Origin of the sequence: Rossellomorea sp. GAMAL-10_SWC (assembly GCF_049568075.1) — a bacterium.
Classification (GTDB): Bacteria; Bacillota; Bacilli; order Bacillales; family Bacillaceae_G; genus Gottfriedia.
Window position 1 is genome coordinate 1992232 of record NZ_CP144911.1, and the last position, 13337, is coordinate 2005568.

Annotated in this window: 14 protein-coding genes; 5 read left to right on the forward strand and 9 right to left on the reverse strand. The window is 31.0% G+C overall.

All coding sequences use genetic code 11. The annotated features are described in order from the left end of the window. Positions 1-90: 90 nt before the first annotated feature. The 4 genes from V5E38_RS09640 to V5E38_RS09655 all read left to right on the forward strand — a co-directional run bounded on the left by V5E38_RS09640 (position 91) and on the right by V5E38_RS09655 (position 4293). Positions 91-246 (forward strand): XapX domain-containing protein, encoded by a 156-nt coding sequence (locus V5E38_RS09640; protein WP_025671048.1) that lies wholly within the window; start codon positions 91-93, stop codon positions 244-246. 102 nt (positions 247-348) lie between these two features. Next, complete coding sequence (locus V5E38_RS09645; protein ID WP_499213109.1) at positions 349-1527, forward strand: NupC/NupG family nucleoside CNT transporter; 1179 nt, start codon at positions 349-351, stop codon at positions 1525-1527. A gap of 548 nt (positions 1528-2075) precedes the next feature. Then, positions 2076-3446: a glycosyltransferase family 2 protein gene (locus V5E38_RS09650; RefSeq protein WP_499213110.1), complete on the forward strand. Its 1371-nt coding sequence runs from the start codon at positions 2076-2078 to the stop codon at positions 3444-3446. Continuing rightward, on the forward strand, positions 3439-4293 hold the full coding sequence (locus tag V5E38_RS09655) for a polysaccharide deacetylase family protein (RefSeq protein WP_499213111.1): 855 nt from the start codon (positions 3439-3441) through the stop codon (positions 4291-4293). The genes V5E38_RS09650 and V5E38_RS09655 overlap by 8 nt, the downstream gene beginning before the upstream one ends. Before the next feature lie 263 nt (positions 4294-4556). On the opposite strand, the gene V5E38_RS09660 is transcribed toward V5E38_RS09655, so the two are convergent. Continuing rightward, positions 4557-5009, reverse strand: coding sequence for a hypothetical protein (locus V5E38_RS09660; RefSeq protein WP_499213112.1), 453 nt, complete (start codon positions 5007-5009; stop codon positions 4557-4559). A 178-nt stretch (positions 5010-5187) separates the two neighbouring features. On the opposite strand from V5E38_RS09660, the gene V5E38_RS09665 reads away from it, so the two are divergent. Further along, on the forward strand, positions 5188-5340 hold the full coding sequence (locus tag V5E38_RS09665) for a hypothetical protein (RefSeq protein ID WP_499213113.1): 153 nt from the start codon (positions 5188-5190) through the stop codon (positions 5338-5340). A 633-nt stretch (positions 5341-5973) separates the two neighbouring features. Here V5E38_RS09665 and V5E38_RS09670 read toward each other — a convergent pair. From V5E38_RS09670 to V5E38_RS09705, 8 genes are all read right to left on the reverse strand, one after another. Then, positions 5974-6837, reverse strand: a complete 864-nt coding sequence (locus V5E38_RS09670) for a COG4705 family protein (RefSeq protein ID WP_499213114.1) — start codon at positions 6835-6837, stop codon at positions 5974-5976. Between the two features lie 231 nt (positions 6838-7068). Continuing rightward, positions 7069-7569 carry a GNAT family N-acetyltransferase gene (locus tag V5E38_RS09675; protein WP_499213115.1) on the reverse strand — a complete coding sequence of 167 codons (501 nt, stop codon included), beginning with the start codon at positions 7567-7569 and terminating at the stop codon, positions 7069-7071. 303 nt (positions 7570-7872) lie between these two features. Next, on the reverse strand, positions 7873-8244 hold the full coding sequence (locus V5E38_RS09680; RefSeq protein WP_499213116.1) for a VOC family protein: 372 nt from the start codon (positions 8242-8244) through the stop codon (positions 7873-7875). A 201-nt stretch (positions 8245-8445) separates the two neighbouring features. Continuing rightward, a complete protein-coding gene (locus V5E38_RS09685; protein ID WP_499213117.1) occupies positions 8446-8928 on the reverse strand; it encodes a heme-degrading domain-containing protein in 483 nt (160 codons plus the stop codon). A gap of 11 nt (positions 8929-8939) precedes the next feature. Continuing rightward, positions 8940-9980, reverse strand: coding sequence for an oxidoreductase (locus tag V5E38_RS09690; RefSeq protein WP_499213118.1), 1041 nt, complete (start codon positions 9978-9980; stop codon positions 8940-8942). Next, complete coding sequence (locus V5E38_RS09695; RefSeq protein WP_499213119.1) at positions 9967-10755, reverse strand: DeoR/GlpR family DNA-binding transcription regulator; 789 nt, start codon at positions 10753-10755, stop codon at positions 9967-9969. Before V5E38_RS09695 ends, V5E38_RS09690 begins: the two co-directional genes overlap by 14 nt. A 189-nt stretch (positions 10756-10944) precedes the next feature. Continuing rightward, the gene (locus V5E38_RS09700; RefSeq protein WP_097977039.1) at positions 10945-11355 is read right to left on the reverse strand and encodes a hypothetical protein; all 411 of its coding nucleotides are present in this window, start codon (positions 11353-11355) and stop codon (positions 10945-10947) included. Positions 11356-12130: 775 nt separating this feature from the next. After that, positions 12131-13249 (reverse strand): RtcB family protein, encoded by a 1119-nt coding sequence (locus V5E38_RS09705; protein ID WP_499213120.1) that lies wholly within the window; start codon positions 13247-13249, stop codon positions 12131-12133. Between the last annotated feature and the right edge of the window lie 88 nt (positions 13250-13337).

The window sequence follows — 13337 nt, forward strand, 5'->3', positions numbered from 1 at the left end:
AATACCCTATTAACAGAGGAGATTGTTCATCAGTAATTTATGTATCAATCGACATACAAAAAAGTGTTGTACAAAAAGGAGTTAGTAAATATGCATGAAATAATTATGAGCTTAATCGCAGGTTTAATTGTTGGAGTTGTATTTACTCTCATTAAATTACCAATTCCGGCACCACCTGTATTTTCAGCAATTTGTGGAATTATAGGTGTGTGGGGAGGGATGAAATTAGTTCAGCTATTTATATAAAAAAACACCTTACATTATTTAATGATATTTTTATATTGATTGGAAACAATAAAATTGCAAATTAGAAATTTTTTTACGATTTTGTAGTTTGGAGGAAAATAAATGTCATATATTATCGCAATCATTGGCATTATCTTGATACTTATTATTTGTTGGCTAATGTCTAATGATAAAAAGCACATTAACTATAAAGCTGTTGCAATTATGTTAGTGGTTCAATTGATTTTAGCTTGGTTTATGCTAAAAACCTCAATTGGAAGAACAGCTTTACAAAAGATCGTCTCTTTCTTTAATAAAGTTTTATCTTTTGGTAACGAAGGTATCGCATTTGTATTCGGCGATTTATCGACAAAGGGTTATTTTTGGATTAATGTTTTAATGATGATCATATTCGTATCTTCATTATTATCAATTTTGACTTACACAAGAATACTACCGTTAGCAATTAAATATATCGGTGGTGCAGTTGCAAAAATTACAGGATTACCAAAGATTGAGTCATTCGTTGCTGTAAATAGTATGGTATTCGGTGATACAACAGCAATTCTTTCTGTTAAAACTGAATTACATAAACTAACACCGAACCGATTATTTGTTGTCGTTACATCTTCGTTAGTAGCGGTATCATGTTCGATTTTAGGAGCATATATGCAAATGATTCCCCCAGAATATGTACTAGTTGCACTGCCAATCAACGTGTTCTCTGGTTTAATTCTTTCATCAATGGCATGTCCTGTTACATCAGAACAAGATGAAGATATTAATGTCAAAGAAATGATTAAAGAAAAGTCATTATTTGAAGCCATCGGTAATGGTGCACTTGATGGTGGTAAAGTTGCCTTAATTGTAGGTGCAATGTTAATAACTTACATTGGTTTACTTGCAATGATTAATTTCGTATTCAATTCGATTATCGGAATGACATTTACTGAAATTTTAGGATATGTTTTTGCACCTGTTGCTTTCATCATGGGTATCCCAACAGATGAATTAGTACGATCAGGTTCAATTATGGGTACAAAAGTTGCTGCAAATGAGTTTGTTGCAATGCTTGATTTCCAAAAAATCATTCCTAATTTAACAACAAAAACGGTTGCGATCGTGTCTTCATTCTTAGTATCATTTGCTAACTTTTCATCAATTGGTATTATATATGGAGCGATTGCTGCAATTGATAAAAAACAATCGGAGCTTTTTGCTAAATTTGGTTTAAAAGTATTATTAGTTGCTACACTAGGTTCAGTTTTAACTGGAACGATTGTAGGATTATTTGTTCGATAATAATTTAATTCAAACGTATAACAAAACAGCTGAAACTTATTAAGTTTTCGGCTGTTTTGTTTTTTATTTATCTTTATCAACTTCATGAATATTTTTTACAACCAATTCTCCTTTAATCCATTGATCACAACAATGAGTATAGATTAGGCCATTGTTTTTCTAAATGATATATGTTTTTTGTCATTACACTTCAAGAAAATACAAACAATTTCACCTCAAAATTAATAATCTCCTCTATATTTTAATGCATTTTTTAAGCAATATCTTTAGTACTTTGCACTTCTTTTTCTATCTCACCAATTAACTTTATATTATTAAAAATAAAATACGGTACGTGAAATTACAACGAATTTCAAAAACATTTTAATATTTGTATTGTTAGTATTCATTTTGAAATAAATTGTTCAAAAAATAACATATTAATCAAACCAAAATCTCGTTAAAATAATCGAAGTAGAAATCTAATTTAGTTATGACTGATTGATTATGAGCTTTCATATTCACATTTTATAAATGACGTAACATACAAGTTTTAAGGAGATTTAATTATGCAATTTGTTACAATACTCACCCTATTTTTATGTACCTTCTTCCCAATCTTACATATGATTAATGCACTTCCAATTTTTTTAAATCGTAAGAAACGAAAACAAAACATAGTACGATCTAATAAAAGCATTAGCATACTCATACCATGCTTTAACGAAGAAAGCATTATCGAAACAGCTATTAAAGGTATTAATAGATTAGATTACTCAGCAAAAGAAGTGATTTATATTAACGATGGCTCTCAAGATGAAACCATGAAAATTTTACATAAACTTCTTCGTCTAACACCGGAAGAGCGAAAAATATCAAATCAGTTAAAGCGTAATAAAATCAAAAACTTCTATAAATCGACTATTTACCCTAATGTATACGTAATAGACAAAGTAAATGGTGGAAAACATGACGCCTTAAACGCTGGAATCGAATACTCTAAAAATGAATTAGTCGTAACTTTAGATGCAGATAGTATTCTTGCAAACGACGCATTGGATGCCCTGAATGAAGTTTTCCAAGATCCTGATGTATTAGCAGCAGGTGGAATGGTGCACCCCCTTCAAGGTGTTCAATTTAATCAAAATAATATCGATCGTACTTTAAAAATAAATCATGTCATTCGATTTCAAATTTTTGAATTCATAAAAGGATTCTATATTAATAGAGTTTCTCTTGCGAAATTCGATGCACTCTCTGTTATTTCCGGAGCATTCGGAGTTTTTAATAGAGAAATTTTATTTAAAGTTGGTGGATATAGAAAGACTTTAGGAGAAGATATCGACATTACATTAAAATTTCAACAATACATTTTAAAAAATCCTGGAAAAAGAATGGTTTTTGTCCCCAATGCTGTATGTTATACAGAGTGTCCAGAAACCTGGAAGGATTTATTTAAACAAAGGATTCGTTGGCAAAAGGCATTTATTGATTGTGTCATTTATTATTTTCCAATGCTTATAAAGACCTTTTTATTTCGCACTGTTTCTTTCTTTATGTTAATCGATTCTTTTATTTTAGGTACAGTTGCTATTTATTTTACGCTTTTTAATTTTGGCTATATGTTGTTTACAAATATAGGACATGCTCAAAATCTACTATTATTCTATCTGATTGGTGTTGTATCTTTAAATTTTATTTATAGTCTATTTGCTATGTATTTGGCCAATTATTATGGCGTTAAATTTAAAGGCAAAGAAATGATCAGATTGATGGTTACAATTATTTTAGACTTATTTGTCTATCGTTTTGTAACATTATTTTTTGTACTATATGGAACTATTTCCTATTTTATAAACCGTAATGATTGGAACAAAGTTTCACGATCTGGGAGAATTTATGAATTAGAAAAGGATAAAGGAATGAAGAACGTTGGATAAAAAACTTGTTATCGTATATGCTGTTCTAATTTCATCATTTTTGATAGCATATCCATTTATGAAAAGTAGTGCATCTTATTTGTCACAACCAAAACCACAAAATAATTTGCTGCAAACTACTAATTGTAAAAATTTGCAAAGTAAAGTGCAAACACCAAAAGAAATTCAAAAAAACCAAAATAAAGCTAACATTATTTTTACAATGGATGACGGATGGGAAACGCAATTTACGAAAGGTTTTCAAATCTTAAAAGATAATGAAATTAAAGGAAGTATTGCTGTTATTCCATCGAAAATAGGTACTAAAGGATACATGTCATTACGTCAATTAAATACTTTATATCGTTCTGGTTGGGATTTGATGAATCATACAAATACCCATCGACATTTAGCAAGTTTAAATAAACAAGAGCAAAAGAATGAATTAAACGATGCACGGGAATGGCTTGATCAACACTGTTTTACAAGAGCAAGTAATATCGCTGTTTATCCATATGGGTCTTTTAATCAAGATACTTTGAAAACCTTGCAGGACGAACATTATCGAAGTGCTCGTACCATAAAGGATGGAATACAAACAAACAATATCAAAAAATATGAAGTTCGTACGATTAATTTACTTCCTAGTACCGACATTTCATGGGTTAAAGATCAAATTGACTTAGCAATTAAGACGAAACAATCAATTGTATTTACTAACCATCGATTTGAAAAAAAAGCTGATAATGCTCAAATGAATTTTGATCCAGAAAAGTTTAAAACGATTGTCGGTTATGTCGTAAGTAAAAAATATGAACTAAACATTTTGACATATTCTGAATGGCTAGATTTAAAAGAGATTAAATAACTTAATCTTTATTTTTACTGGAACAACTCTTAAAAAGCTGCTTTAGCAGCTTTTTTTATAAGTCTCTTTTCAAATTAATTGTTGTTTAAAATAAAAAAGACTTAATTGTATATAAGGTCTTAACTTACTAGTGAATTATCCCCCTTTTTTCGTTCTTTAGATTACCATGATTTAACCACACGTTCTTTGTAATATTAAAAATTGTAATTAGTCGTTCCGTCAAAAATCGGTTTTACATCCTTCGTGTACAATTCTTTATTTGTCTAAACATTAGTATTCGTCTTTAACTTGAAATCTTCATACCATGTTGTTGTTTTATAATATTGTCCAGCATACATTTTAGGAAATCCTTTTGTTGTATTCGTTACACTTCTTAAGTTTGATATTTTTTTATACCCTTCCCAAACAACTAGCACTACAGCTTTTGCAACTTTCCCTCCAGGTGCAGCGAAAGTAATCACTACATCTGCTCCAACATCACAAACGATATAGGCTGATGCAGCTTCTTTTTTGGTAACCGTATGATAAGAAACTTTCTTTGAAGTAGGTACATTAAATACACTTTTAGCAAATTTCTTATCTGGATAACGACCGCTTAAATAAACATAGATGTTTTCTCGACCGATTAGGTTTACTTTTGGCTTTGGAACTGTAAGTGAGTATGTACCTTTTTTGTTTTTAGTATTTACTTTTTGAGTGTCACTTTGTCTATACATCGAATCCTACTCGTATCCAATTGATATCCCCCCCGCACTCGAATCAATACTTCTTAAGACTGTATAATTTACTTTTACCGTTCCATCCGAATTTCGGCTCACAGAATTCACCTTCACATAACTTCCTACTACATCTCCTGTTTTTGCAAATACATTCTGAGTTACCATAGTTGACATGATGAGCAATTTAATTAAAATTATTAATAACATACTTTTAGGAAATATTGTTTTAATCCTTGGTTTTGTAGTTTTAATTCTTGCTGGTAGCTATCGTTTAGGTTATTTCTCCAAAGAAGTGTACATCATTTTAGATGTACTCTCAGGTGTATAAATCATTGCTGGAGTAATATTACGTCAGTCCAAACGCTCAAAACAGAGCAAGATGAGCAAGAACTAAAAATTGAGCATGCTATATGCTCTTTTATATTACCAAATTTTTCCACCTTTATTTCTATTATAATCGTTTCATTTTTCATTTCCCCCATTATTATTCGAAATTGTTCTTGATTAAGGTGCATTTCAAGTTGAAAAGCACTATATTTTTCATAGAAAATTTGTATTGATATAGTACATTTCTATTTTTTTTACCATTCTAGCAGAAAGGAAAACAAAAAAATAAACCTATTTCAAATTTGAAATAGGTCGGATATTTATATTTAGAATGCTTGAATAATCTTTGTTCTTGGCTGTTTTCGTAAAGTTTGTAGCTTTTATAAAATAATGTATTAGTAAAGGAAAAGCTCGATATGGTCCTGTTTCGAAAAATCAGTAAAATCAATAAACATGTTCCATCATTGAAAAAGCACCCCCCAAACAAGTACCTTAGCACCCTTTAAGCGTATAGTTAAAATAGCAACAATCTATGTGAAAACACCCTTTTATAAAATATTAATAAAATAGGAGAGTGGGAAGTTAGTTATCTTACTTACCTCCCACTCTCCTATTATAGAAACCTTATATGAAATTAACTAACTTGAATATCAGATTCATTCATTTCCGATTTGTTTAATTTTGATTTATTTGTTACAAACTGGATGATGATACAGACTATAAGAACACCTAATAAAATAGCAGATGCGATTTGTGTACCGTTCTCTAATCCTAACCCGCCTTTTTCTTGAGGTTTAATGAGGAAATCTCCAAATGTTGCTCCGAATGGTCGTGTGAGTACGAACGCTAGCCAAAATAAAAATACTCTATTTAAATTTGTAAACCAGTATGCTAAAAGAATTAATAAAATTAGACCCCCTGTAATCATTGCCCCTTGAGCAATAGTTAGTCCTAATCCTTGTTCTAGGTAACTGCCTCCACTTGCTAATGTACCTACTCCTTCAGATTTATGAGATAAAAAATCACCTGCTGCAGTCCCTAATGTATTAGAAACAAGAATAGCAACCCAATATAAAACCTCTACTCTTTTCGTCGCAATATTTTTCACGTTTAACGTTGGCTCTGTAAAATACCAAAAAATAAAAATGATAGCAAGTAAACTTATTAGAATTAGTGAGCCTTTCATATAACCTAACCTTAATGAACGATCCATATAATCTGAAAACGCTGTACCTGCAAGACTAGTAGATAGAATAACAGTCCAATAGACGGTTGATACATATCTTTTTACAAACAATTGAATCGTTAAAAAAACAGCGAATACACCTACGAAAAACAGAAAAGGAGTTAAATAATTATCTTCTGTTCCAGGTACAGTAACTAAATCACTACCTGTTTCTCCTAGGGTTGTTGCAGAAATCTTCATGATCCAAAATAACAATGTCAATTGTGGTATTTTACTAACTGACGACTTTAAAACTTCTTTTGCATTTGACATTAAAATATCATTCCCTTTCATATGTAATTTAAATACAATTTATAATCCCATACAATTATGAAAGGAAAATGAAAATGGTAATTTTTTGAAAAAGTTTTCACTGTTTTTTTAAAATTATCCTTTACGTAATTTTAAAATTATTAATAGATTTTTACTGATTTTTCAAAAAAATAATTCAAAGCCCATCCAGCAATTCCACCAAAAATTCCCAAAATTTTTTAGGCCAATCCATTATAATATTTTAGCCATAATATATTCATCAAAGCTTTTACCATCTATTATCAAGGAATTTATTTTTGTTCCTTCGATTTGATAACTCATTTTTTTATATAAACCTACTGCTGCTTCATTCTGTTTTATAACAGTTAATTCTAATCTGAATATACTATGATTAATTGCCCATTCTTCTAATGCTTGAAATAATTTTGTCCCAATTCCCTTACCTGTAAATTCCTCTAAAATTCCAATGACAAGATAGACGGAATGTTTTTTCCTTTTTGCGGTACTTCCAATTACAAACGCAAAACCGACTAACTTGCCAGAAGTTTCTTCCGCAACAAATATTGTAGAATTTGGGGATTTTCTAATCACTTCTAACTGTTTAAGTTGTTTTTCAATTGTTATATTCCTCTCCCCTGCTCCATAAAGCATGAAATCTGCCTGGTTTTCAACTTCTGAAATTAGTTTTGCTAAACTTTCTGCATCCTCTACTTTGATTTCTCTAATTTTCACTGTCTATCCACCTTATGTATTGATTTTTACTCATAATTAAATTGGTTTATACGAATTGTTCTTTAAATATTCTAGGTGAAGTTATTGAATCCCTTTATTTCAAAGAACTGAAACCATACCAAATAGTGTAGATCGTGACTCATTTAAAAAAGGAGCCGAAATTGCGATCCTTTGAAGTTGGCGTTGTTAAATGGTATTGTTGTTTTTCAGGCAAAAAATATGGGAACGTCTGATTTGGACGTTCCCGATCTTATTTCGCTAAATCACCTGTTAATGAAATAAGGTAATTTATTTAATATAAACTTACCAGTGTACTTGAAGTTTATTACCATTTGGGTCATAAAAGTGGAAAAAGGCGTGACCATTATCTACTTTTATATCCTCGACCTGAACTTGATGATCAATTAAGTGTTGATGAAATTTAGTTAATTCTGGACTTGTAAAGCCAATACTAAATTCTTGTTTATTATCAATTGAAAAATGTGCAATGGTTTCATCTACTGTAGGAACTAAGATAAGTAAGAAAGGTCCTTCATTTACTTTTAAAATCGCTAGTTCCTCAGTATTGTTTAATAACAGGAGCCCTAATACATCTCTATACCATTGAGCAGAAAGTTCTAAATCATTTACAGGAATTCTTATATAATGTACTTGTTCAATAAATGATTTACTCATAGCCTTCTCTCCTTTATGTAATATGATATATCAAACAATTCCCTTTTTATCTACCATTTTCCTTCAGATAATTGAATTAACCTGCCTTTGATTTGATAAATTTTATCCACTAATACTATTAAAACTCACTCGCTCCCAGTTATTTTTACAACCGTTCGAGTAAATCAAATAACAACATTATTCATTAACTAATCCTTTAAATTAAATCGTTTTATTTAGGAATTTACCTAATGCCACCACTATCAGATTGTGATCTTCTTCTTGTGCTAAGCCTGAAACAGTAATGACGCCAATTACGCCTGATCCTTCAATTTTAATAGGAAATGCCCCACCATGTGCAGCAAACTCAGAAGGACTGGCCGAGTAAAATTCATTATAGGATCTATTTTTCATCTCATTGTAAAGTCTCATATAATAAGAGCTGCAATGATGACGAAGAACAATATTAGATTTTCTCTTGATCCATAGATCTTGGTCTGGTGATGTATGATCCATTGCATAATGGAAAATACTTTGACCGTTTTTTAAAATATTTATCGCAACTGGTTTATCCAACTCTTTAGCTGCTTCAATAATTAATAAACCAATTTCTAAAGCATCTTTATTTGAAAAACTATTTAAGATTAGCTTTTCTTCTTGGTTTCTTACCACTTCAATTTTTTGTTGAATAGTTATTTCTGCCATACAACCTCCAATTATAAATAGATCACTTTCTTTTCTTTACTACTTTTCAGTGCTGCTTCAATGATTTTAATAACAGATAACCCTTCTATACCTGTAACGGGAGCATTGGAACCATTTAGAATACTTTCAGCAATTTTCTTGTAATATGTTGTATACGAACCTGGAATTGTTTCAATCGTTTCTTCTATTTCTTTTTCTCCGTCAACGGTATAGAGCTTTCCATAGAATTGTGGTTCATCCATTCCCCATGTTTGTACAGTAGGCTTTTTACCTTCTTTAAGTGCATCTTCTTGTCCATCTAATCCATACTTTATAAAGCTCCCTTTGTTTCCATGAACTTGAAAGCGTGGTCCGTTACTTGGGATGATGGAACCAGAATGTAAGATTACACGTAGTTTGTTATATCCTAAAATGATATGGAAATAATCATCTGTTTCTGCATTTTCTCTTTGTGCAAACACATCCGCTGAGATGAATTGAGGTTGTCCAAAAAGACTTAAAGCTTGATCAATTAAATGCGAACCTAAATCATATAACATACCAGAACCAGGACCTTGCTTTTCTCTCCATCGATTTCTTACTTCTGGTCTATATCGGTCAAAATGAACTTGATATGTATTGATTTCTCCTAATACACCTTCATTTATTAATTTTTTAACAGTTAAAAAGTCATTATCCCATCTTCTATTATGATAAACGCTTAGTACTCGATTCTTTTCTTCAGCAATCTTGATTAACTCTTCTGCTTCCCATGTTTCCACGACCATCGGTTTTTCTAAAATGACATGTTTACCAGCTTCTAAACTTTGTTTTGCCATTTCATAATGCATACTACTTGGCGTAGTAATGACAACTAAGTCAATTAATTCATCTTTTAGTACTTCATCTAAACTACATACTACCTCTACATCTCCTAAATCTCTTTGGACATCTTCCTTTTTTGAACTAACAACTTTTGTTAATTCAAATTCTTCTAGAACACTAATAAATGGTGCATGAAACGTAGCTCCTGAAAAACCATATCCAACTAAACCAACCTTAATTTTTTTCATCTGAGACCCTCTCACTTTCCTCTTCTTCTAAACTAATTAAATGAATATTGTACTCGATTATTTTTCTTTTAAATTCTTCATCTGGATCTTTGTCTGTAATAATGATGTCGATCCCCTTCATATCACTTACCTTGTGCAGAAATACTTTTTCAAACTTTGTATGATCTGCTAATAAAACTACTTGTTTTGCAGAACTGATCATTTTTTTCTTTAAAAACGATTCCTCTTCATCAGGTGAAGTTATTCCGTCTGCGCTAATTCCACAAGCACCAAGAAATAGCTGATCAACTTTGTAGTCATTTAATGTTTCAATTGTCCTAGGGCCAACTAAATTTCTATTTTTCCGATTAAATTTTCCTGGTAGCATAAAGGTTTGAATTTCTTCATACTCACCTAATAAATCTACTATATCAATTGAATTTGTAATCACATTAACTTGTTTGCCTGACATAAATTTTGACATGAGAGCACAAGTTGAGGATGTATCCATCAATAAGTCACTAGTTTCGCGAATAAGTAATGATGCTCTTTGCGCAATTTTCTCCTTGCCTTCAGTGGCATTTCGTTCTTTATAATCGGTTAAATTTCGATTAGAAGTTGGAAGTGTTGCTCCACCTTTAATTCGGATAATTTCCCCGCGTTCTTCAAGTTTAACGAGATCTCTTCTTGCTGTATCCTTTGAAACGCTAAGCATATTACATATTTCTTCTAAAGTAATCTCATTATTTGAAGCCAAATACTTTATTATCAAAGCTAATCTTTGTTCTTGATACATCGTTTAGAGCCCCTTTATCTATTCCCTTAAGATTGAATTCTAAAGCTATTATATATAATTAATTTAATGATTACCACAAAAAAACTTAAAAAACTTAATTTAATTACGTTATTTAAGTTCACTTAAAGATTATATGTAACAAAAAGTAAAAAAAGACGGTATTAAACTTTACCGTCTTTAAAACCTGTTTTATAAAAATTTAATTTGGTGGAATATATGATTTTTTCCATTCCATTCGATTATAAATTCTTCAATCCCTAAAACTGCAGTTTCTGGTTTTGATACTTGATGATCAATCCATTTCTTAAGTTTAGGTAATACATCATTATGAAATTGAGATTTCGCCTTCTCTGGATATATAGTTTGGGAGATTGGATAGAAATAAATTCGAATATCCTTGTCTCTATTACAAGTAACAGAAGCTACAACAGTACCGCTGATTTGTGGTGGTCTTGCACAACGATTATCAAATTCAAACTTTCTTGTTAGGCCAAATATAACACTAGCCTCTTCTTTACTAGGAAGATTCAACTTTATTTGTTTTCTATTTGCAGCATATGTTTCAATTTTATTAAGATTTCTAAAAAAAACAATCTTCAATTTTGCACCTCCTAATAATAACCACAACAAATATAATTTCTACTTCATTTAATTTATGCCTCTACTAATAATCATATTGACCTACTTGGAAATAATCACAATAAAAAATATCGACAAAAATGTGGATTTATGTTCAAAACTAGTAAACTATTTGAGTAATGATTGGAATTAAGTCAGTGAACCACTCCCACCACTTAGCTAACGCTTGAAGTGGGGGCTTCTCGATTTCGTGACGAAAGCAACCTTTCATCTCCACGAGCGTTACTTCCCACAGTTCCTGCGGTAGATGTCCAACGAATGGAGGTTCTTTCGTTACCTTAGTTATTTTACGAGTAGAAGGGTGACTGGCTTGGTTTTCGCACTATGTCATATTTGTCCACTCAATCTTATATAGCTACTGATCAACATATAACCATATGTTTTTCGATCGTCAAAAGGCAATTCATCTCCCACCTACCGTTGGGCTAAAGTCCTTCACACGCTTGAGGAAGGAGACTTATATTCAAAGGAGAAGTACTAAATCCCTTTAATATTTTATCCACTTATCATTGACTCAACTAATTTCCAAAGAAAATTTCCAACTAACAACGACAATCCAAGATACAGTACAAAAATGAGAAGTACTACTAAGAACCGTTTTAACTTATTGAACATAGTATTCCCCCATTTTGTAAAAGAATAGGTGTCAAATTAAGTAGATTTATATAATTTTATACTGATAATGAGGAGAAAGAACTTAAAATATAAATTAAAATAACCTCTCATAATAGAGAGGTCATTTATCAGCTTTGAGATTATAAACCGGTTTCATGTAGAAATCGATCTCAATCTGTTCAGTAATATTTTCTAATATTAATTTAGGCTTTTTATATACCATTGGTGATTCATCGACTGTATGTTTGTTAACAGAGGTTGTATATACGCCCTTCATTGCTTTTTGATAAACATCTAAGTCGACTTTATAAGCAGCGTCTGTTCGACTCATAATTCGTCCTGCCCCGTGTGGTGCTGAATAATTGTACTCAATTGAACTTTTACCTTTTCCTACAACACATCCATATGCCATATTAAACGGGATGATTATTTCTTCACCCTCACTAGCTGATATTGCGCCTTTTCTTAGAATATTGTTTTGAAGGTCGATATAATTATGTACCGATTCAATTTTTTTAATTGAATCAAAATCAAGTTTAAAATATTTTTCAATGATGATTTTAGCAATTGTTTCTCTATTTAACGAAGCGAAATGTTGAGCAATTGATAGATCTCTTAAATATGCATCCTTGTCTTCCTGTTTTGATAAATATTCGAATCCTTTGTAATTTTCACCGAATAATTGTTTCATATTTTCTTTAGCGACATTCATATGATGTTTTGCAATTTCAAATCCGAAATTTCTTGAACCTGTATGGATTACAAGCCAAAAATGATTATTCTCATCTTTATCAATTTCGATAAAATGATTTCCAGAACCTAGCGTTGCAATACTATTCATTACATACATATAGTTCAGATTAAGTCTCTCAATCGCTTCTGCAATTTCTACCGGTTCAATCACCGGTTCCTCATGAATATTTGAACCTATCGGGATATTTTTTCGGATGAACTTATCAAGTTTTTCACTCTTTATTGATTTCATACGCCCGAGATGGTATGCACTAACTCCACATCCAATATCTACACCGACGATCGAAGGAATAATAAAATCATTCAACGTCATCGTAAAACCTACCATGACGCCTCCACTAGATATATGACAATCTGGCATGACAACAATGTTTGAATTTGCAAAGCATTCAGTATCCAAAATTGTTTTTAATCGTGTAATGACATTTGTATCAACATAATCAAGTAGTATTTTTCCATTATTGTGTTTTCCATTGAATTCTAACATGCATGATCCTCACTTGTGTTTTTCTAAAACTGCTTTTAAATAAAGTCACGTCCAATAACCATTTAGTGGAAATAACTTAGAAATATTA

Coding starts and splice junctions, on each gene's coding strand:
- V5E38_RS09640 (WP_025671048.1), top strand. CDS start 91: ATGCATGAAATAATTATGAGCTTAATCGCAGGTTTAATTGTTGGAGTT.
- V5E38_RS09645 (WP_499213109.1), top strand. CDS start 349: ATGTCATATATTATCGCAATCATTGGCATTATCTTGATACTTATTATT.
- V5E38_RS09650 (WP_499213110.1), top strand. CDS start 2,076: ATGCAATTTGTTACAATACTCACCCTATTTTTATGTACCTTCTTCCCA.
- V5E38_RS09660 (WP_499213112.1), bottom strand. CDS start 5,009: ATGTATAGACAAAGTGACACTCAAAAAGTAAATACTAAAAACAAAAAA.
- V5E38_RS09665 (WP_499213113.1), top strand. CDS start 5,188: ATGAGCAATTTAATTAAAATTATTAATAACATACTTTTAGGAAATATT.
- V5E38_RS09670 (WP_499213114.1), bottom strand. CDS start 6,837: ATGTCAAATGCAAAAGAAGTTTTAAAGTCGTCAGTTAGTAAAATACCA.
- V5E38_RS09680 (WP_499213116.1), bottom strand. CDS start 8,244: ATGAGTAAATCATTTATTGAACAAGTACATTATATAAGAATTCCTGTA.
- V5E38_RS09685 (WP_499213117.1), bottom strand. CDS start 8,928: ATGGCAGAAATAACTATTCAACAAAAAATTGAAGTGGTAAGAAACCAA.
- V5E38_RS09690 (WP_499213118.1), bottom strand. CDS start 9,980: ATGAAAAAAATTAAGGTTGGTTTAGTTGGATATGGTTTTTCAGGAGCT.
- V5E38_RS09695 (WP_499213119.1), bottom strand. CDS start 10,755: ATGTATCAAGAACAAAGATTAGCTTTGATAATAAAGTATTTGGCTTCA.
- V5E38_RS09705 (WP_499213120.1), bottom strand. CDS start 13,249: ATGTTAGAATTCAATGGAAAACACAATAATGGAAAAATACTACTTGAT.